The following is a 20730-nucleotide window of genomic DNA, read 5'->3' as shown; positions in this document are numbered from 1 at the left end:
CTGCCCGGCTCGCAACACGGACCGCTTCCTGGCCGCGGGATCCACGGCTACCGGTTCGCCAACGTCACCGAACTCATCTGCCGCTACCGGGCCTTCGACCTCGACCGGTTCAAGGCTGCGACGACAAACGGTTCATGAAGGCCGCCGAGTGCGTTGCCAACTACGACCTTGGCCAGGACGTCCCGTTCCGACAGCCACCTTCTACCACGCTGCCGCGCAGGGGCGGGTGAACCGCCGCATGCGTCACCGGCGCTCCAGCCGTGCCGCCAGCCTCCCCGGGAGAGTGTCCCTGTTCGCCCGGGTCACGACGACGAGTTCGACGTCGGTGCGCCGCTTCAGGGGGTCGGTGAACGGGTCGCTGTGCGCGTGCACGGTCGCGACCACATCGATGCCTGTCTCGAACACGCATCGAACGGCCTTACTGAACGAGGCGGAGTACAACTCCATCCGCCCGAGCTCGTCGATGAGTACGAGCCGTCCGGGAACGGGTTCCGCGGACGCCGCGAGGAGCCCCGGCATCGCCAAGCGGTCCATGACGCCCAGGTCGACGCCGTACCGCCCCACCTTCGGTGGGCCGGGGAAGTCGACATGGGCGAGCACGGCGCGGTGACCCGTGGTCGTCTCCAGAACGAACCCGACCCGGGCGCCGCCCTGCCGGACCTCCTCCGTGGTGAAGCCGACGACCTCCCGGGTGTGCAGAAGCGTGGCCAGGCGGCGGACGACGGTGGTCTTGCCCACCCCAGGGCGCCCCTCGAGCAGGATCTTCGTCGGCATCTCGCACTCCGTTGATGGGCGGTCCTCCTCCACCAGGTTTCCAGTGAAGAGGGTTTTCGCCGCCCCGACTCGACCGACGGGGCGCCTTGCACCCGGCAACTGCTGCCCTCGCAGCATTGGTTCGGTCGTCTCGCCGTGCGGCACGTGAGTGAATTCCCGCTGAAACTCGTTCGGGCGGCTTCGGATCCCGATTCGCTGTCCGGGTCGGCGGCATAGCGTTGCCCAGTCAACGGACGAAGCCCGGCCGACTGGAGATGCTGTGTGGTGTCAAATGCGGATCAGCACATGAAGGATCGAGCCTTCAGGACACTCGACGGAATTCGCGGTGTCGCCGCGCTGTGCATCGTCGTTCTGCACTCGCACCGATACTTCGGGGACCCGCTGCCATCCGCACAGATGGCCGTTGACCTTTTCTTCGTGCTGAGTGGTTTCGTCCTCGCGCATGCCTACGAGGAGCGCTTCCGCGAAGGCATGAGTCCTTGGCGCTTCATGCTCGCCCGGTACGTGCGGCTCTATCCGGTGTACCTGCTGGGAACCATTCTGGGATTGGTGCAGGCGCTGTGCATGATGCGCTACCAGGGTCAGGAGGTGATGGAGAACCATCCGGATCAGGAGTGGACATGGTCCCAGCTCCTGGTGGACCTTCCCTTCGCGGCCTTGATGCTGCCCGATCCGTTCGCCGCTGCTCTGTTCCCACTCAACGGCATCATGTGGTCGATCTTCTTCGAGCTGCTCGCCAACCTCGTCTGGGTGTTGTCCCGCCGACTTCTCGAATCCACCAAGGTCCTCGTCGGTGTCGTACTCGTCTCCGGCGTCCTTTTCACCGGTGCAGCTCTCTGGTGGGACTCCACGGCTCTCGGCGTCGGCTGGGACACATTCGCCGGTGGTCTCGCGAGAGTCCTGTACTCGTTCATGCTGGGAGTTCTGCTCCATCGCTTCCACCGCGCCGTACGGGCTCCTCGGATCCACCCGCTTCTCCTGCTCGGAGTTCTGCCGGCACTGGCCGCCTTCGATCTGAGCACCATCAGCCAGCTGTGCTGCGCACTGGTGGTGCTCCCCCTGCTCGTCCTGCTCGGCGCAAAGGCCGAGCCGCAGGGGGCCACGGCCCTTCTGTGCACCAGGCTCGGGCTGGCTTCGTACGCGGTGTACGCACTGCACAAGAGGCTGTACATGCTCAGCTGCGGAATCCTGCTGCAGTTCTTCGGCCTTCGGGTGGAGCAGTATGCGCCATGGGGCGGCTTGGTCTTCCTTGTGCTGCTGGTTTCGGGTTGCGTCCTGCTGGCCGACAGATTCGAGACTCCTGCCAGGCGAGCGCTGTCGCGCCGCCTCATCCCGCCCCTGGTCGTGACGTCGAAGGTCATTGCGTCACCGCCCCGGCAGAGCGAAGACCCCGATAGGGGCCCGGACAATTCCCGCCCACAGGTCGGCCCGTCGTCGAAGAACTCGTAGACCGTTTCTCATGGTGAGTTCGATGAGCCACTTGCGGCATCAGGTTGCCGCAGCGAGCCCGAGAAAGGCCAGATAGTCGAGCGGAAGCCGCTCGTAACGGGGCCCACGCCGCACCCGCCGCGCTTGCGCTCAGGTCCCGCCTCGCGACCCCCGCGACGGTCACGCCGGATCGCCGCGTACGGACCGACCTCGGTCCCACATCACGCTGCCGTAGAACTGCTCTCAGCGTGCGTCACGGTTGTCGAGCAGGTTCTCGACCCGGTCGAACCGTTCGTGAAGCGCCCGCACCTCGGCGTGGAACGCCTCCTCGCCCTCCCGCGTGTACTGGCGAACCGCCGCCCCCACGGTGTGGGCATCCTGCTCCGCCCTTCCGACGAACCAGGTGGCGATGGCCGCGGTGATCACGCCGAAGGCGGTGATCCCGGCCAGCATCACCACCGCGGCGACGACGCGGCCCCAGGCGGTGACGGGGTAGAGATCTCCGTACCCGACAGTGGTCGCTGTCTCGACAGCCCACCAGACGGCTTTGGAGAACGAGGTGATGTTGGCCCCAGGGGCACCCTGCTCGGCATGCACGACCAGCGCCGCACCCGCCAGCAGGATGACCGCGGTGGCCAGCGACACCCACAGGGCGGCCCGCACATGAAAGGTCCTCCACCAGGTCGTGCCCAGCAAGCGGCCGAGGAAGAGCGCGAAGAACGACTGCTGCACGGGCTGAACCTCCCGGCCACGGGCAAGAACGTGACGGTGAGGCTACCGCCGTGCGCAGTCACGGGCGCTCTGACACGCGACCGTCGCGCCCTCCCGGTGGTCTTCTCTCCCCTGCAGACTCCGGGCGGAACGCGTGCCCGCCCGACGAGTCGACCGGGTTTCCTTCGGTTGCCTCGCCGCGCCCACCGGTGACGCGCGAGGGACCAAAGCAGATCCGGTCCATGATCGCGAACGGTGGGGGCCACACGCGTGCATCTCTTGCACCGTCCTGACGAGCCCCGTGGTGGGCCTGTTTGGGCGGAGCCGTCCACGTCAATGGATCCCGGTGCTTGGACGGCAGACATCAATTGTGTGCCGTCGATTGCGAGCGCAAACGGGTCGGTGTCCGGAACACAGAGCCACGGCGGGAAACGGACACGGCAGACAGCTCTGTCCTGCAACGCGGTCCGACCCCTCCATATCGGCAACAAGAATTCATCCCTGATCAAGCGTCGTCCGAAGGAGCCCGAAACGATGCCCAGACGCTCCGGATGGCGAGTCGCACTGGCCGCCTCCACCGTAAGCCTTATTGCTGCAGCTCCCCTCATTGCCGTGGAGCCGGCGCTGGCTCAGCCGTATCCGCCAGGCCCAAGTCTTCAACTCGACGACGTCACACTGTCTCCCGGCGATGAGGTCGACTTCGTCGGAACCGGCCACGGGCCGCACGAAGAGGCCGAATCAAGTCTCGTTCCTCCTGGGGATGGAGACGGAGACGGCGGCGCCGCCGGATCGGTGAACACCGCCGCACTGAGAGGATCACCCGCATTCCCGGCGCCCCTTTCGGTCGCACGGGACGACGACGACGGCGACGACGGCGAAGACGGCGGTGACGACGGCGGTGACGACGGCCTGTCGACCGTGCCACTCGGTACCCACTTCGCGGACGCCAATGGCCGCGTGGCCGATACGGTCACCATTCCCGAGGACGTCAAGCCCGGCGAGTACGACTTCCAACTCGAGGGTCTGGAGTCGGGTCTCGTGCTGACCGCACGGGTGACCATCGAAGGAGACGGGGACGACCACGGCGGCGACCACGGCGACGACCACGGTGGCGGCGACAACGGCCGACCCGGCGGCGACGACCACGGCGACGACGACCACGGCCGGCCCGGCCATGGCAGCGACAACCACGACGACGACCACGGCCGGCCCGGCCACGGCGGCGACAACCACGACGATTCCTATGACGACCGGGGGAACCACGACGACTCGGGCAGCGGCGGCAAGTCGTCCGATGACCACGGCTCCTCGCTCGCCAAGACCGGTTCGTCGGACGCAACGGTGGCCATGGCCACCGCGGCAGGCGGCCTCGTGCTTCTCGGCGGAGGATCGCTGATCCTCGTGAAGCGTCGGCGTGCGGCGGCCCAGCAGAAGTAAGCCGAATTCCCGCTCGTCGCACTGGCAGAATCCCGGACAGTACACAGCTGTCCGGGATTCTGCCTGCTTGCCGTGGTGAGCGCTGCCGTGCAGCCGACGCGATACGCCTGGCTGCCGCCGGCCCGCAGCCCTTTTCCGCAGAGCCGCCGCGCACACGGAGTGCGTGGCCATTGCGGTAGAAATGACGACGCTGCTATTTCCCTTGTCCCGCTGTGGACCTACAAGCCGGTCGTGTTCGCTCCTGGTCAGCACGCGATATGGGATCATGCGCGGCGTAGTGCCGTCCTCGATTGGCATTCGATTCAATCGCCGCGCCGTGCGTCGCCCCACCGGTGGCGACTGGGCAAAACCCGCAGCGGAGGTGGCACATGAATGGAGAAGACTGCCATGCATATTCTGCGGCTGAGCTACCGAGTTCCCCCGATGCCGGGTGGGATGGAACGCCATGTGGAATGCCTGACGCGAGAGCAGCTGGGCCGCGGGCATCGTGTCACCCTGGCTTTTCGTCACGGGACGGCGGTGCCTGACGGGGCTGCGCGCCTGTCCCTCAGCAGGACCGCTCTGTCACGCCTGCTGGCGCCGAGATCCGACAGGGCCGCCTTCGCGGCGGAGGCGTCGGCGGCGATCCGGCAGTTGACGGGCGGATCACGTGCTCACGGCGTGGACCTGCTGCATCTGCACGGTGACCAGACCGAGGCCTTGTGGCTGGGCCCACTGTGCCGCCGCCTCGGCATCCCGCTGTGCATGACCGTCCATGCCAGACTGTCCGACCGGCGACGGCGGCTGGCCAGGCACGCGTTCCGGTTCGTGGACGCGTTCATCGCTCTCGGGTCGGGGACCGCGAGCGATCTGGTGGCATGCGGCGTGCAAGAGCGACGCATCCTCACGATGTCCAGCGGTCTCGAGCTGTCCCACATGCCCTCGGCCGTCGGCCCCGAAAGCCGAGAGCGAGGACTGATCGTCAGTGTCGGCGCGCTGGACCCCATGAAGAACCATGGCCTGCTCATCGAAGCGTTCCACGAACTGGCCCGTAGTCGCCCCGGGTTGCGCCTGGTCATTGCGGGCGAGGGGCCGGAGCGGGGACGGCTCACCGAACTCGCGTCTGGGGCACCGGGAGTTGAGCTCGTAGGTGCGCTGGGTCGGGACGACGTGTACGCACTGGTGCGCCGCGCGGAGGTGTTCGTCCTGGCATCGCGACGTTTGCCAGGGAAGGGCGAGGGCGTACCGACAGCCGCGCTGGAGGCGTTGGCGCTGGGCACCCCCGTCGTCGTGTCGACGGAGGCTTCGCTCGACCCGGTGGTCACGATCCCGGAGGCGTACCGAGTCTTTCGCGCCGGGGTGAAGGCGGATCTGGTGGGCACATTGCGCACCCTGCTCGACGACGACCCCGGGCGGCACGTCATGAGCGAGCGGGGGAGACACGCGGCAGCGGAACTGGGCTGGCCAGTGGTCGCGGGAAGGGTCGAGGAGTGGTTTCGCTTGGCGCTGGAACGTCGTCATTCCTGCGCGTAGTCAGGCCATTCGGCCGCGCCATGGCGTGTCCAGCGGCGCGATAGAGGGGCATATCGGAATACTGAGACTATTCAGTCACTCAGGTCTATTTCGATGGGTGCGGCGGGCAACTGCAGAGAGGGAAAGCGCGATGACTGGAGCACCGGCAATCGAGGACGCAGTGGTCACCGGAGCCGCTGGATTCATCGGCTCGCACGTGGTCGAGGCTCTGCTGCAGCGTGGTGCGAGGGTCGTCGGCGTCGACCGTCGATCACCCCGAGAAGATCCCGAGGCCGCACGTAACCTCTCCAGGGCATTGGAGCATCCTGCGTTCAGGCTGGTTGAATGCGACCTCGTCAGCGACGAGATCAAGCCTTGGGCGGACGGCGCCGACACGGTCTTCCATCTCGCCGGTGTGCCGGGGGTACGACCGTCATGGGGAGGCGCTTTCTCCCAGTACCTGGAGTGCAACGTCCTGGCCACGCAGCGGTTGATGGAGACGTGTGTCTCTCTGGGCGTCCGCCGTGTCGTTCTCGCTTCCTCGTCCAGTGTCTACGGCGACGGCTCGGGGCCGTTCCGTGAGGACGGTCTCACAGCTCCGCTCTCGCCGTACGGGGTGACCAAGCTCGCCGCCGAGCGTCTCGCTCTCGCCTACGCCCTCGCTCCGGCGAGTCCCACCAGCGTGGTCGCGTTGCGCTATTTCACGGTGTACGGCCCGCGGCAACGACCGGACATGGCCATCGGCCGCATGCTGCGCGCAGTGCTGACCGGTCGGCCGCTGCGGCTTTACGGGGACGGCCGCCAGCGCAGGGACTTCACGTACATCGGGGACATCGTGGCTGGGACCCTCGCTGCCGCGACGGCGACGGCGACCGCAGAGGCGGTCAACGTCGGCGGTGGCAACAGTGTCTCCATGCTCGATGTCCTGCGTTGCGTCGCAGAGGTCACCGGGCAGGAGGTTCCGATCGTCAGCGATGCGGAGCAGCCGGGTGACGTCCAGGTCACTGCCGCTGACATCACCAAGGCACGTTCCCTGCTCGGATACGACCCCTCCGTAACGTTGGTCGAGGGAATCGAGCGTCAGTGGGACTGGCTGTCCACTCACACGCCGACAGTCACGAGTGCCCTGTCCTGACGCCTGTTTCATGGAATGGCTAGGAGCGAATGGCCCTCGCAGTCGGCCTGTCCTGACCGTATGAGTGTCTGTCCGATTCAGCTGCCTTGGAAATGTGGGTGACTTCGTGGGTCGCTTGTCGATCGTCCGCCAATGGGTCAGGCACTCGGGAGTGGTTCCTGTCGCCTCGCTGGTCTGCGGGTATCTCGCGGTGCATGCTGTTCCGACCGGGGTACGGCGGTATACGGCGCCTACGATGGCCGACTTCGCCGAGCACGGTGAATCCCTCGCCACCACGGCCGCCGCCTTCGTCCAGACTCTGGGATGGAGCATGCCTCAGGTCTCGGAGGTGCTGGACGAATATCAGGAGGTCGAGTCACGGCTGAACGACCGGTACGAAGAGTGTGCGCTGGAGTTCCCCCTGACCCACGGCGTGGAAGCCGAGACCGGCGCCTTCCTCTACGCCGTTGCTCGGTTGCTCAAGCCGAAGAGCGTGGTGGAGACCGGAGTTGCGGACGGTCGCTCTTCGTTCGTCATCCTCTCCGCTCTCGAGCGGAACGGATGCGGAGCTCTGTACAGCTTCGACATCAAACCCCAAGTGGGCAAGCTGGTGGGGCATCACCCGCAGTGGCATCTGCAGATCTCCAAGGCAGAGGAGGCCGTGTCCTCCTTCGTCGGAGCACTGCGGCGTCTTGGGGGGATCGACCTCTACTTTCACGACAGCGACCATCGCTACCTCAGCCAGCTCATCGAGTACGAACAGGCGTGGCGCTTCATGACACCCGGCAGTGTGTTCGCCAGCGACGATGTCGACGACAGCCGTGCGTTCCTGGATTTCTGTCACAGGAACGGAACGACTCCTTCCCTGCTCCTCGATCGCAGGAAGGTCATCGGCGCAGTTCGCCGATGACCTGGATCGTCCGGTTCCTCGGCGGCTCGTTCTGCCCCGGGAGCTCCGGCGGGTGACACTGCGCGCCCTGATCGACGTGGAGGACCGTCACGCAGCGGCGTTGGGACGACATTGCACCTGAAGCGCATGTCTCAGGTGAGACAGACCGGAACGAGTAGTCAGAATAAAGGACATCTCGCGCGTCTACGGGTGATGGCAACACCGACGTCGTCCCCGCGCGCCATGAATGCGAAGCGACAGAAGGAGTACCGATGCGCACGATGGACATCGCCAGGGTCGAGGGTGGCATGGCACTGCAGAAGGTGGCCGGCGTCGTGCGCGTCTACCCGTCCATCTGGCGAGGCACCGTCGTCGATGTCGGATGCCGCACACGCGAGCTCGAGACCGCACTGAAGGGCCGTCAGGTTCATTATGTGGGCGTGGACATCGACCCGTCGGCGGAGGTGGTGGCCGATCTCGGCGAACGTCTGCCCTTCGACGACGGGTCGGTGGACGTGGTCACCGCCTTCGACGTCCTGGAGCACACCGACGACTTCCACAACGCCTTCTCGGAGCTGTGCCGTGTGGCGCGCGAGCATGTCGTCATCACGCTCCCGAACGCCTACGAGGTGAGGACCCGTCTCAGGCATCTGCGAGGGAAGCCGATCTCCCAGAAGTACGGGCTGCCCGTGATGCGGCCCAGCGACCGTCACCGGTGGTTCTTCTCGCTGGACGAGGCGCGCGCGTTCGTACGGAACTCGGGGCGCGAGCACGGCTGGCGGGTCGTGGACGAGCGGGTGCTGGCCGGTCCGAACACGCAACGCATCGGGCGGGCCGTGTGCCGCTGGCCCAACCTGCTGGGTTCCACATACTTGGCGCTGCTCGCACCCGTCGGATGATGCCGTGGCCTGGGCCGGGCCATGTCGCGCCCCAGGCCGTCCGGGCTCCGGGAGGGATCCTTCATCGGGTAACGGTGGTAGGAGCGTCACAGGATCGCTTCGAGCATCGCGGCTGCGCGCTGTGGTGAGAACTCCCTGCGCGCGCGTTCCCGCATCCGCTGTCCGAGGACGCGCCGCTCCTCCGGCGTCAACAGCTTGACGGCGCGGGCGTGGCGGATCAGCGCATCCAGGTCGCCCACGGGAGCCACATAAGGGTAGTCGGCGCCCACCACGTCGGCCGATCCGCCCGCGTCCGTCGTCACGACGGGCGTGCCGCTGGCCATCGCCTCCAGCAGCACTCGTGGAAACCCCTCCTCGTAGCTCGGCATGACGAGGCAGTCCCCCGCCGCATAGAGCTCGGGAAGGTCGCGGTTGGGCACCGGCCCTACGACCTGCATCCGACCGCCCAGCGCGGGATCTGCCGCCGCACGCTCCAGCCGAGACCTTTCCGGGCCGTCGCCCACGACGATGAGCCGGACATTGCGGGCTGGTCCCTCCTCCGTCGTGCGCAGGGCGGTGAGCAGCGGCACCAGGAGACGAACCCCCCTCCGGTGGGACAGCCGGTGGACGTACAGCAGGACGAACTCGTCGTCGCCCCACCCGTGCTTCGCCCGCGCTGCGCCTCGCGCCTCCGGGGCCAGCGGGGCGAACCGCTCGGCGTCGATGTCGTTGTAGAGCAGTCGCATCCTGTCGCGCGGGACTCCGCACAGGCCGGCCATGACGGGGACCATCGACTCCGGACCGGTGACCAGACAGTCCACCGAACGTGCCGTCACCCGGTTGAGGAGACGACGAAGCCGTTGGTGCCACAAGGTGCGCTCGCCCGGCACCGGTACATTCGCCGTGCCGCTGCGCCACAGAAGGATGCGGTGTCGGTACACCGGTCGGGTGAGGATCAGTACGGTCACGAACAGCGTGGAGTAGCGCAGGAAATAGGTCCGGTAGCCTGCCCGGGCACAGTGGTGGACCGTGCGTACGGTGCTCAGGAACCGGCCCAGGCGGCCCCGGCCCCGAACACGCAGCAGCAACCGCACCCCGGCGAGGCGAGCCGGCGGGTTCCCTCGTTCGACGGCTGCCGCGACGTCGATCCGCTTCCCCAGCGCCGCGAGCAGGGCCGGGATGTGTGCGAAGTGCTGCGACTCGGTCTCGGACAGATGGGGGACCACATAGACCAGCCTCGGGCGCCGATTCCGCGCTTCGGGGACCGGCGTGCACTCCTGTGCCCGCCGACCATCGGTCGACGCTCGGTCCACAACAATCTCCTTGCTTCTCTCAGATCGCTGGTGTGCTCCATGGACGTCCGTCTCACTTGGCCCCGACGGAGCGGATGAGGGCAGCCACGGCATCGATGTTCACGTCGAAGCCGTAATGCGCGAGAACGTCGCCGCGTACCGCGAGCAGTTGCTCGCCGCTCGGCGGGGATGCGAGGACCCGGCGTACTCCGTCCGCGATCGAGGCGGAGTCCGGTGCGACCAGCGTCACGCTCTCCCAGCGTGCCGCGGCGGCCGGAATGCCACCCACCTCGGTCGCGACGACCGGAACCGCGGCGGCCGTGGCCTCGAGAAGAGTCCTCGGCAGTCCTTCGTCCCGTGAAGAGATGACGAAGAGATCCGCGCGGGCCAGCTCCGCGCGGATGTCCTCGACTCCGCGTGCGCCCAGGAACTCCACGTGACCCGCCAGGCCGAGCTGGGCTGCCTGTTCGGTCAGGCGGGCCCGGAGCGGTCCGTCCCCCACGATCCGCAGCCGCGCCGAGGGGAGGGTCTGCACGAGCTCGGCCATCGCCGGCAGGAGCATGTCCAGGCCCTTGGAAGGATGGAGCCGGCCGACCGTCAGGAGCTGGGGTGCCTTTGGATCGGCGAGCGGGGGCCTGTTCCGCTGCAACGGCTCCTCCCAGACGGGCAGTAGCCGCGACGGGACGAGCACCGAGGGAATGCCTCGCCGGGCCAGCCCCTCCTGCATCGACCGGGCGACGACCCGGCAGCCCTCGGCGTGCCGGGCGAAGGTGACGGCGGCCCGCCGCAGCACGATCCGCCGCCAGCGGCCGAAGACAGCGACCGGCAGGGCCAGGAGGTCCCCGTGGACGTCGATCAGCAGCGGGCACCTCGTGGCACGTGCAACGATCCAGGCGGACGGCCACCCCCACGGTTCCCCTCCATTGATCACGACGCTGTCGCCCCTGCGCAGGGCGGCGCGTGCGAGGCGCACGCCGTGACGTGCCGACCCGGCCGCCCAGACGAGCGAGCGCAGCACTCCCGGGCCCCGGGAGCGCCTGAGCACGTGCAGCGCTCCTCGCCGGCATTCCAGGTCCGGGCCCGCCCAGATGCATTCGGCGGCGCCGAGGCGGCTCGCGAGTGCCGCCCAGGTGCGGAAGTCCGCGGAATCCTTGACGTCTGCCTGCCGGGATCCCGAGAGCGTGACCACCGTGATCCGGCGCTGCGCCGGATCGACGGCCACGGATTCGGCGGAGTGAAGTCCGGCGGTCATGACGGGTCGCCCAACACGGCGCAGACGAACATCGGGTAGTCCCAAGGCGTCACATCTTCCTCCAAGTAGGCCGGCCGGTGATAGGCGCCGTGGAAGGGGGGCAGCCTGCTCGTCCCGTGTCGGGGCAGAGCGCTGCGCATCGCGCCACTCCCCGCGCCACCCTTCGCCGAGTGGAAGCGGCCACAGCCTGACACGGCCGACACGAGTGGGGTCGCCGACCGGGCCGCTGGGGAGGTCCGTACACCCCTCCGGCGGACATCCTCCGGGTGCTGTTGCACCGGAGGGGTAGGCCGTTCCGCGCGCCGGATCCGCAACGGCCCGCGGCACGGCGATACTCGGCCCTCGACATGTCCAAGGACGCCTGCTCATTGTTCTTCCGTCCGCACCTGCGACGTCTCGGCGGGACTCACACGAGGAGCTGTCCTGTCTGCGGCGGAGGAATCACATGATGCCGGTACTGTCCCGACAGGCCGCGCCGATCCTGGCTCTCACAGTTGCGGTGGCGTTGATCGCCCACTTCGCGGGCCCGGGCGGGCCGCTCCCCGTAGCGGTCACAGCCGTGATCACGCTCTCTGCGCTCTTCCTGCCCCCCGAAGTCCTGCTGGTGGCAGCCGTCGTGGCGGGCAGCGGCCTGGGTTTCTCCGCCCTCAAGGCCCCTCTTGTGGGGCCGCTGCTGCTGAGCGATCTGCTGGTGCTCGCCTGCCTTGGCTGTCTCCTCCAGCGGCGTGCCGGCGAGGTGAAGCAGGACAGGTTCCTCGCCGTATGCCTGGTGCTGTTCGTCGGCTGGGCTCTGCTGGCCACACTCCACGCGGGCACATCGGCGACCCCGCTGCTGCGGATCGCCGTCTACGGCGCGGTGTTCCTCCTCCTGGGCCGTCACCGGACGAACCGGAAGCCGGTCTACGCGATCGTCATCTGCTACGCCCTGGTCAACGTCGTCGGCGGAGTGATTCAGGACCAGACGAGGCTGGTCGGCCTGGACATCGGAGATCCGGCGCAGACCGGGAGCCTGCTCCTGGCGGCACTGTGCCCTCTGCTGACATCGGAACTCCGGACGCCCTGGACGTGGCTCGTCGGCGCCGTGCTGCTCTGCGGCATCTTCCTGACGCAGACGCGCAGCGTCTGGTTCGCCACGGTCGTCGTGCTCGTCGTCTGGGCCCAGAAGAGGCTGACTCTGCGCAGGCTCCTCGTCGTGTTCACGGCGCTCGCCCTGCTGGGGCTGCAGACCGTCAGCTGGGTCACCGGCATGTTCGGGCTCAACTCGACCAGCGCGGACTACCGCTGGCAGACCATCGAGGCCGGCCTGCGTCGCGGGTTCGAAAACCCCCTCTTCGGCAGCGGATGGGGCTATGCCTCGTCCGGCCTCGACCACTCCGTGCCGTCCTACCTCTACCAGGCAGTTGACTACGTCCTCCCGTACAACCTGTTCGTGTGCGTCTTCGCCTCGGTGGGCGTACCGGGCGTGCTGATGCTCGTGCTCTTCCTGTGCCGGCTGCTCCACCGTCTGGTGGCGAGGCGCGGCGCTCCGCTGCTGTTCACGGTCGCGGTGCTCGCGATGTCGCTCACGGAGATGACCTTGTACGCAGGGTCCCTGCTGACGCTCCTGTTCTTCACCTACGCGGGAATGGGGCTGGCCCCGGCAGGCGATGCACCCATGCCGTCGGACCGCCCGACGACCGCAGGAGAGGGGCTCTCACGGGCGTCGGCGCAGGGCCCTGCCACTCATGCGTGCGTCGTTCCCACGGGCTCGCCGACCGCAGCGGTCGGCGGAACCGTATGGGGCAGCGACCTGACGAGGACGCGCAGCACGAGGAACCAGCACGCCGTGCTCAACGCCAGCAGGCACAGCAGACCACAGGCGTAGGCCAGCGCCATGCGCTCCGGGCCCGCCCAGAACTGGGTCACGGCGACCAGCACGGCCAGTTGGCAGACACCCTCGGCCGTCAGGAACGCCAGCCGGACGCCGGGAAACCCCAGGGCCGCCGGCAGTACCTTGCCCCAGATCACCGTGCCGCGCAGCGCGGCCCCGGCCAGCAGTACCACCGCCGCCGTCGACAGCACCCTGTACTCGGCGCCGTACACCAGGCCCAGTAGCAGTCCGGTGAGGGGAGCTGCCACCGCCACCGCCAGCGCCCCGACCGCTCCCGTCAACGCACTGGAGCGGAGGGCGTCACTCATCACCGCGGTACGGCGTCCATGGGCTCCCGCCATCGCCAGGCGGGGATAGAGCTGTGCTGCCACAGGGCTGACGATGGTGATGAAGAGGCGGGCCATCGACGTGGCCACCTTCAGATACGTCACCAGAGTGGGGCCCCCGAACACTCCGGCGAGTACGGAAACGCCGCTCTCCGAAGCAGCGGAGACCGATCCCGTCGCCGATGTCTTCACCAGGAACGGCACGAGGCCCGGTGGCAGTGCGACGGGCTCGGCGGCAGGCGGACCGCATGCTTCGCGCACCTGCCGGACAGCGCCGATGGTGAGCACGACCGTGGAGAGAAGACCGGTCACCACGGTCGCCGCCAGGTAGCCGACCGGGCCGGCCACCAGCAGCCCCGTCAGCGTGACCAGACACCCGAACACGGCGAGCGCGAGACGGACAGTGCCCAACCGGAACAGCCGGCCGGTGAGCGCGTAGCCGGCCGAGGCGCTTCCCACGGGTGTCGCGACACCGGCTCCGAGTACGGCGGGAACGAGCAGCCAGAGCAACTCGGCGGGCAGCCATCCGGCGCCGGCGGCGGCGAAGGCCACCACCACGCCCACGATCGTGGCCAGCAGCCCGGAGGCGAAGTCCAGCCGGACGAGCCGGTGGTACAGCTGGGTGCCTCGGCCCGCACCGCGCAGTTGCTCTGCCGGCACGAAGCGCTGCTGCGCATCCTCCAGGCGGGGATCCCACAGCAGGAACCAGACCGTTGCCAGGGACTGCACGAAGAGCACCTGCCCCGCCTCGGCGCCGCCCACCTGCCGCACCAGCGCGGCGGTGGTGGCCAACGAGAGCGCTGCCTCCACCTGGCCGGCGACGGTGAGTGAGCCGAAGGTCCGCAGGTGGCGTTTCCATGCACGGCGGCGCGACGGGTTCACAGGCTCACGGCGAGCGTGCGACCGACCGTGCGAAGGCCGGCCGCGACAAACCCTGCGGCGACCACAACCCCTGGTTCACCGGACGCGCTTCGCCACACCTTCAGCACTCCGTACGCTCCTCAATGCCTCTTCCGGGCCATTGACGCATGCCCTCAGGGCCCTCATCCCGACTCCTTGTGTGTGTCCTTTGGGCACCACCCTGATGCAGCAACGTCCCGGTGTCTGCGCATCGGAGCCGCGTGCGGGGGCTCTTACGCCATCCGGTGGTTTCGGGGAAGCGGACCGCTCGGTCACCATACGAGGGTTATGTATCCATCTGCCGGTCCGAGAGTTCGCGATGTGCAGAGGACCGACCGAACTGAGCCGAGGAGCGTGAAGAGATGACGGCCCCGTCGAGATGGAGTTCCGCTTCACTCACTTCTTGTGAGGCGCCGTCGGACCTGCCCAGGCCGCTCCGATGAGGACAATTCGTCCGCGTTCCCGGGTGAAGTGGAAGGGCCGTATCCGCTTCGGCCGGCCGGCCGAAGCGGATACGGCAGGACCGTCCCTCCGGCGGCGGGCCGCATACGCGGTCGGGGCGGCCGTGCTGCTGTGTCTGGCCGGGGCCGGCTGGATCGTGGTCACCGGCCTTGTCGCCCGTTCCGAACTCCTTGCCGCACAAGGGTCCCTTGAGGCGCTGCGGCAATCGGTCTCCGGGCCTGCGCCGAACGCCGCACAGGCTGCCGGTCCGCAGGCGTCGGCGGACCCGAAGGCGGCGATGCGGTCCGCCGCAGAGCATGCCACCCGGGCCCATCGCCTCACCTCGGGCCCCGCCTGGTACGTTGCCGCGCGGGTACCCTTCGTCGGCCGGCCTCTCACCACGGTGCGCGGTGTGACGCGTGCCGCCCACCGTTTGACGCACGATGTGCTCCCGCCCCTGGTGAGCATGGTGGCGGAAAGCAAGGACTCTCGCGACGGCGGCCTTCAGGACGTGCTGTCCCGGCTGGACGAGACCGCTCCGGATTTCGAGCGGGCGGCACGGGTGGCCTCCGACACGAGAAACGACACTCATGAACTGCCGTCCCACACATGGGTGGGTGCCGCCGACCAGGCACGGGCCCGGTTGGTCCGCCAACTCGACAGGATCGCCCCCCTGCTGACCGACGCCGCCGTGGCGGCACGTGTGGTGCCGCCCATGCTGGGCGCGGACAGTCCGCGGCGGTATCTCGTGGTCTTCCAGAACACCGCCGAGGCGCGCGGTACGGGCGGGCTGCCCGGAGCGTTCGCCGTGCTCTCTCTCGAGCAGGGGCAACCACGCTTCGAGACCTTCGGCACAGACACGATGCTGGCCGAGGCCGAACCCGCGATCGATCTGGGTGCCGAGTACACGGCCCAGTACGCGCGTATGGACCCCGTAGGCACCTGGGCCAACTCCAACATCAGCCCGCACTTTCCCCATGCGGCCCGCATCTGGTCGGCGGCCTGGCACGACCACAGCGGAGACCGGGTGGACGGCGTGATCGCCCTCGACCCCAGCGGACTCGCGAGACTGCTGCGGGCGACCGGTCCCGCACGGATGCCCGACGGTACGGAGCTCACCGCCGACAACGCACTGGACCTCGCGGAGCGGGACGGCTACGCGCGCTATCCGGACAGCGTGCAACGCAAGTCCTTCCTCCTCGATGTGGCGCGAACGGCCGCCACGTCGCTCATGGAGGCCCTTGGCGACCCCCAGCGGCTCCCCGCACTGCTCAGAGGCACGTACGACGTCATGGCGGAGGAACGCCTGAAGGTGTGGAGTGCCCGGGCCGACGAGCAACGGCTGCTGATGACCCGCCCCTTGAGCGGCGCGCTTCCGGCGACGCCGGACCCCTTCGCCGGCGTGGTGGTCAACAACGCCGCGGGTGGCAAGCTCGACTACTACCTCGACCGCGAGCTGCGCTGGATCCCCGGCCGCTGCACACGTGACGGGCGGCTGGTCACCGCACGGATCACGCTCACCAACCGTGCCCCCGCCACGGGGCTTCCCGCATACGTCACCCAGCGCGGCGACAAGCCGCCCTACCCGACACGACCCGGTGACAACAGGCTGCTGGTCTCCTACTACGCGAGCAAGGGCGCACAACTGACCGCTCTGACCGTCGACGGCCGTCCCGCCATGCTGCACAGGGGTGTCGAGCGGGGTCATCCGGTCTACACCGCCGATGTGGAACTGCCGGCACAGAGCAGCCGCACCCTGACGCTCCGGCTCGTGGAGCCGGTCAGCCACCGCGCGCCGGTGCTCCTGCGCCAGCCGTTGGTCACGCCGTTGCGGACCGTTGTGGAACCCTACCCGACCTGCGCGGCCTGAGCGGACCCACCTCTCAGCCGAGGCCCATCGCCACGGCGATGCGTTCCACCGACTCCTCGATACGCCGCACGCACTCCCGCACCACTGCCTCACTGCCCCCGAGCGGGTCGGCCACGTCGTCATCGGCCGCGTCCGCCGTGGCAGCGCCGCGCCGCGCCGCGGCTCCCGCGACGAGAGCGGTGAACCTGGCAGCCGGATCCACCACATCCGCGCCGTCCTCCGCCCTCACCAGCCGGGCGAACTCGCGCAGGCTGAAGGCCCGGGAGAGAGCCCGGACAGGCGCCAGGCGCACCGCCGCCTCACGATGCTCCACCCCCGCCCCCAGCACCAGATCCGCACTTTCGACCAGCCCGGCCGTCAGCCGGCGGGCCCCCGTTCCCGATGGCTCCCCGCCCCGCGCGACGACCGCGGAAGCGGCCGACGTCTCCATGGGAGTGCCCGGGACGGCCCGTGTGCCCGCGCTGCTGAGTTGGATCGCCTCCCGCACCACGGCCAGCCGCGTCCTCAGCAGGCACTCGGCGAGCGGGGAGCGGTACAGGTTGGCGGTGCACACGGTGAGCACACGGAATTCCGGCACGCGCGAGGTGCCGGAGGGAGAGTCACTGCCGAGCATCACGCCCGCACGTTCTGCCATGAGATCACCGTCCACTAGGCGCGCACACCGCCCGCCGCGGCAGCGTACAGTTCGTCGAACCACGCTGTCGTGGCCCTCACATCCACCGCCTCGGCGCCGGCGCGTGCCCCGGCGGCGAGCGCCGCGTGCACATCGGGCCGCATCGCCCGCAGCATGGCCTCCGCCAGCCGCCGCGGCGAGGCGTGCGGCACGAGAATGCCGTTGTCGCCGTCGCGCACCAGGTCGGGCACTCCGCCGACGGCCGTGGAAACCACTGGTACGCCCGCCGCGATCGCTTCCATGACCACCACGGGAAGCCCCTCGTACGAGGAGGACAGCACCAGTGCGTCCGAGGCTGCCACCAGACGGTTGGCTCCCGCGACCGCGCCCAGGTAGCGAACCCGCTCCTGCAGCCCCCGCCGGTCGACCTCGGCGAGCACCTGATCCCGCAGGGGGCCGTCGCCGGCGAGGACCAGGAGCGCGTCGGCGCGCCGGGCGAGCACCTGTTCCGCTGCCTCGATCAGCAGCGTGTGGTTCTTGGGCGTCCGGAGGTTCGCCACGCACGCGAAGACGAAGGAGTCCGCAGGGATCCCGAACTCCGAGCGTACGTCCAGGGCGCGTCGTGCCCAGGAGCGCTGTGCGGCCACGTCCACGCCGTGGATCCGGGTCCGTACCCGGCGCGCTCCGCGCACCGTACGAGCGCCCGCCACCTGAGGTGACACGGCGACCGTGACGTCGTCCAGCCAGCGGGTCGACCGGTCGAGCAGCATCGTGAGCGGGCGGTACCACACCGAGTGGACCGTGGAGACCACCAGAGGGCGGCGGCGCATCAGACGCAGGAACGGGCGCAGCAGAGCCGCCGGGGCGGGGGAGTGGACGTTGACGACGTCGGGGGACAGCCTGCGCACGACACGGACGAGCTCGGCGTAGCGCAACCACCGCGGGCAGGACCGCAGATCGACGACGTTCACCCCGCAGGCACGCAGCTCATCGGCCAGCGTCTCGGTGGCGGCCCGGAGGAACACCACGGTGTAGGCGCGGTTGTCGCGCGGTGCGGCACGCAGCCGCTCCACCAGGAGGACCTCGGCGCCACCGACGTCGAGTGTCTTGATGACCTCGCAGATCCGGGCCGTCGTCACCGTGCCGCCTGCCGTGCGCCGCGCCTGCCCGCCCGGGAGTGGGACAGGCCGACTTCCCGCTCGCGGCTCTCGCGCAGCCGGGCCGCGACCTCGGCGAGGCGTTCCCGCGAGACCGCGAAGACGTCCGGCCCGCGGGTGCCCCGGCCCGCAACGAACCGGTCCAGCCGGGGCTCGTAGTGCATGAAGTCGTATCCGTGGTCCCCGAGCCATCGGCGTACCTCGTGGACCGACGAGCCGAACCGCGCGAGGAAGGGATCGACGAGTTCGAGGAACCACACCGGCGGGTCGGCACGGGACAGCAGCTTCTCCGCTCCGCGCAACGCACAGTGCTCGGCGCCCTCGATGTCGAGCTTGCCCATGGCCCAGGAACGGTCCGGCAGCGTCTCGTCCAGGCGCACCACCCGCGCGGACACGACCTCGCCGACGTCCTTCGGGGTCCGGATCCGGGAACCGGTCCCGCGCAGCACGAAGGGCAGGGTGCCGGGAGTCTCTCCGACCGCCAATTCGTGCACCGTCACGGAACTCAGCCGATTCTTTTGCAGGTTCTCGCGCAGCCTCTTCGCATAGAGCGGGTGAGCCTCAAAAGCGTGCACCGCGCCCCGGTGTGACACGAGTTCGGCCGCCAGAAGAGTGAAGATTCCCTCGTTGGCGCCTCCGTCGATGAATCCGTCACCGGGACGCAGATAGCGCTTCATGAAGGTCATGGCCTCGAAGTCCGGCAGGCCGCCGAAATAGAGCAGGCGGCCCACCTGAGTGCTGTCGGGATAGGCACGGAACCGCATGCCGTTGTAGACCTTCAGGTCAAAGGGCCTGCCCAGCAGGCGTTTGTGCGCCTGCCACAGCGCCATGCGCGCGTATGCTCCGGAGCGGTGGCCCCGGTTGGCCGGGTGGTTCCAGATCAGTCTGAGCATTTCCTGCACGGTAGTCGGCATGGGCTCCTGCCTCACGACGCAAATGGCAGTGCATTTGCCGTCCATCACCTGAACAAGACCCGGCTGGGTCTGTGCCGTTTATATCCGGCACGACCGGGCGCGCCGAGGGCGCCACGCGGGGTTCTCATGCCCTTGACAGACAGTGGACTGTGCTCCGCCTAATATCGGGCACATGTCGACCGCAATGCAGCGAACCAGCGGTTCCGGAATTCCTCGGCTGCGCGTGATGAGGGTGATCGCGCGGATGAACATCGGTGGTCCGGCCGTCCAGGTCTCGGCACTCATGCGAGGCATGGATCCCGAGCGGTTCGAGCATCGTCTGGTCACCGGATTCGTGGGTCACGACGAGGCGGACCACCTGGATCAGCGTGCGCCCGGGCTGCCCGTGCACCGGATCAACGGCCTGGGACGTGCCGTGCGGCCCACGGACGACGCACGCTGCCTCGCCGAACTCGTGGCCGCCATGCGCCGGTTCCGGCCCCACATCGTCCATACGCACACGGCGAAAGCCGGCGCGCTCGGCCGGACCGCCGCCGTGCTGGCCCGGGTGCCCTCACGGGTGCACACCTTTCACGGCCATCTCCTGCACGGCTATTTCTCTCCTGCGAAGACCAAGGTTGTGGTGGCCGCCGAACGCGGGCTCGCGGCCCTCACGGACCGGCTGGTCGCGGTGGGCGGGCGGGTACGTGACGATCTCGTCGCCGCGGGTATCGGACGGCCCGGGCAGTACACGGTGGTTCCGCCCGGCACCAGCCTCGCCCCAGCTCCCGACACCGCGAAGGCCAGAAGCATGCTGGGACTCCCGCAGGGGTGCCCGGTTGTCGCGTACGTGGGACGCATCACCGGGATCAAGCGTCCCGACCGTCTCCTCGCCGTCGCCCGGGAGGTGCACCGGGCCGTACCGGAAGCCCACTTCGTGGTCTGCGGAGCAGGAGACTTCCGTCCGGATCCGGAAGCCCTCGCCGAACTCGGCGACTCGCTGCATCAGCTGGGCTGGCGCGCGGACGTCGAGACCGTCTACGCCGCGGCCGACATGGTGCTCCTGACGTCGGACAACGAAGGCATGCCGGTGAGTCTGATCGAAGCCGGCCTAGCCGGACTTCCGACGGTGGCCACCGACGTCGGCAGTGTCGCGGAGGTCGTGCAGCACGGAACAACAGGATTCCTGGCCGCACCAAGGACCGCCGACCTCGCACGCCACACCGTGACTCTTCTGCGCGACGCCCAGTTGCGCCGGGAGATGGGGGCGCGGGCGCGTGCGTTCGCCACCCGACGCTTCGGCGAGGAGCGCCTGGTGGCCGACACACAGGCCCTCTACACCTCCATCGCCGTCGCCCGCGGCTGGTGGACCGCATCCTCGTCCGAAAGGTGAG

The 20730-nt window shown here is 68.8% G+C and carries 16 protein-coding genes; 9 read left to right on the top strand and 7 right to left on the bottom strand.

Annotated features, from left to right (window positions below; all coding sequences use genetic code 11):
- Positions 1-243: 243 nt before the first annotated feature.
- The gene (locus IE198_RS01195; protein WP_189881688.1) at positions 244-774 is read right to left on the bottom strand and encodes a nucleoside-triphosphatase; all 531 of its coding nucleotides are present in this window, start codon (positions 772-774) and stop codon (positions 244-246) included.
- 285 nt (positions 775-1059) lie between these two features.
- Here IE198_RS01195 and IE198_RS01190 point away from each other — a divergent pair, with 285 nt between their 5' ends.
- On the top strand, positions 1060-2223 hold the full coding sequence (locus IE198_RS01190) for an acyltransferase family protein (protein ID WP_189881686.1): 1164 nt from the start codon (positions 1060-1062) through the stop codon (positions 2221-2223).
- Between the two features lie 222 nt (positions 2224-2445).
- Here the strand turns inward: IE198_RS01190 and IE198_RS01185 are convergent, their stop codons facing one another.
- Positions 2446-2934, bottom strand: a complete 489-nt coding sequence (locus IE198_RS01185) for a potassium channel family protein (RefSeq protein ID WP_189881684.1) — start codon at positions 2932-2934, stop codon at positions 2446-2448.
- Positions 2935-3705: 771 nt separating this feature from the next.
- Between IE198_RS01185 and IE198_RS01180 the strand changes: the two genes are divergently transcribed.
- From IE198_RS01180 to IE198_RS01160, 5 genes are all read left to right on the top strand, one after another.
- Entirely contained in the window at positions 3706-4350 is a 645-nt protein-coding gene (locus tag IE198_RS01180; RefSeq protein ID WP_189881681.1) for an LPXTG cell wall anchor domain-containing protein, read from the top strand.
- Between the two features lie 372 nt (positions 4351-4722).
- Positions 4723-5862: a glycosyltransferase family 4 protein gene (locus tag IE198_RS01175; RefSeq protein ID WP_189881679.1), complete on the top strand. Its 1140-nt coding sequence runs from the start codon at positions 4723-4725 to the stop codon at positions 5860-5862.
- A 130-nt stretch (positions 5863-5992) separates the two neighbouring features.
- Positions 5993-6976, top strand: a complete 984-nt coding sequence (locus IE198_RS01170) for an NAD-dependent epimerase/dehydratase family protein (protein ID WP_229833675.1) — start codon at positions 5993-5995, stop codon at positions 6974-6976.
- A gap of 235 nt (positions 6977-7211) precedes the next feature.
- On the top strand, positions 7212-7865 hold the full coding sequence (locus IE198_RS01165) for a class I SAM-dependent methyltransferase (protein ID WP_189881677.1): 654 nt from the start codon (positions 7212-7214) through the stop codon (positions 7863-7865).
- A gap of 251 nt (positions 7866-8116) precedes the next feature.
- Entirely contained in the window at positions 8117-8743 is a 627-nt protein-coding gene (locus tag IE198_RS01160) for a class I SAM-dependent methyltransferase (RefSeq protein ID WP_189881675.1), read from the top strand.
- Between the two features lie 86 nt (positions 8744-8829).
- On the opposite strand, the gene IE198_RS01155 is transcribed toward IE198_RS01160, so the two are convergent.
- Together IE198_RS01155 and IE198_RS34865 are read right to left on the bottom strand one after the other, a co-directional pair.
- The gene (locus IE198_RS01155; RefSeq protein ID WP_189881673.1) at positions 8830-10035 is read right to left on the bottom strand and encodes a glycosyltransferase family 4 protein; all 1206 of its coding nucleotides are present in this window, start codon (positions 10033-10035) and stop codon (positions 8830-8832) included.
- 52 nt (positions 10036-10087) lie between these two features.
- Entirely contained in the window at positions 10088-11266 is a 1179-nt protein-coding gene (locus IE198_RS34865) for a glycosyltransferase (RefSeq protein WP_229833674.1), read from the bottom strand.
- A gap of 445 nt (positions 11267-11711) precedes the next feature.
- Here IE198_RS34865 and IE198_RS01145 point away from each other — a divergent pair, with 445 nt between their 5' ends.
- Together IE198_RS01145 and IE198_RS01140 are read left to right on the top strand one after the other, a co-directional pair.
- Positions 11712-13130: an O-antigen ligase family protein gene (locus IE198_RS01145; protein ID WP_189881671.1), complete on the top strand. Its 1419-nt coding sequence runs from the start codon at positions 11712-11714 to the stop codon at positions 13128-13130.
- Positions 13131-14801: 1671 nt separating this feature from the next.
- The gene (locus tag IE198_RS01140; RefSeq protein ID WP_189881669.1) at positions 14802-16673 is read left to right on the top strand and encodes a DUF4012 domain-containing protein; all 1872 of its coding nucleotides are present in this window, start codon (positions 14802-14804) and stop codon (positions 16671-16673) included.
- Positions 16674-16686: 13 nt separating this feature from the next.
- Here the strand turns inward: IE198_RS01140 and IE198_RS01135 are convergent, their stop codons facing one another.
- From IE198_RS01135 to IE198_RS01125, 3 genes are read right to left on the bottom strand one after another with little or no spacing between them, the layout of a single operon-like run.
- Entirely contained in the window at positions 16687-17307 is a 621-nt protein-coding gene (locus IE198_RS01135) for an arsenate reductase/protein-tyrosine-phosphatase family protein (RefSeq protein WP_229833673.1), read from the bottom strand.
- A 14-nt stretch (positions 17308-17321) separates the two neighbouring features.
- Complete coding sequence (locus IE198_RS01130; RefSeq protein ID WP_189881667.1) at positions 17322-18425, bottom strand: glycosyltransferase; 1104 nt, start codon at positions 18423-18425, stop codon at positions 17322-17324.
- A complete protein-coding gene (locus IE198_RS01125) occupies positions 18422-19336 on the bottom strand; it encodes an FkbM family methyltransferase (protein WP_189881665.1) in 915 nt (304 codons plus the stop codon). Before IE198_RS01125 ends, IE198_RS01130 begins: the two co-directional genes overlap by 4 nt.
- 193 nt (positions 19337-19529) lie before the next feature.
- Between IE198_RS01125 and IE198_RS01120 the strand changes: the two genes are divergently transcribed.
- Positions 19530-20729, top strand: a complete 1200-nt coding sequence (locus tag IE198_RS01120) for a glycosyltransferase (protein ID WP_229833672.1) — start codon at positions 19530-19532, stop codon at positions 20727-20729.
- Position 20730 lies beyond the last annotated feature (1 nt).

The organism is Streptomyces xantholiticus (assembly GCF_014651015.1).
GTDB lineage: Bacteria > Actinomycetota > Actinomycetes > Streptomycetales > Streptomycetaceae > Streptomyces > Streptomyces xantholiticus.
Note: the sequence above shows the minus strand (reverse complement) of the source record. Positions and strands in the feature narration are given on the sequence as shown.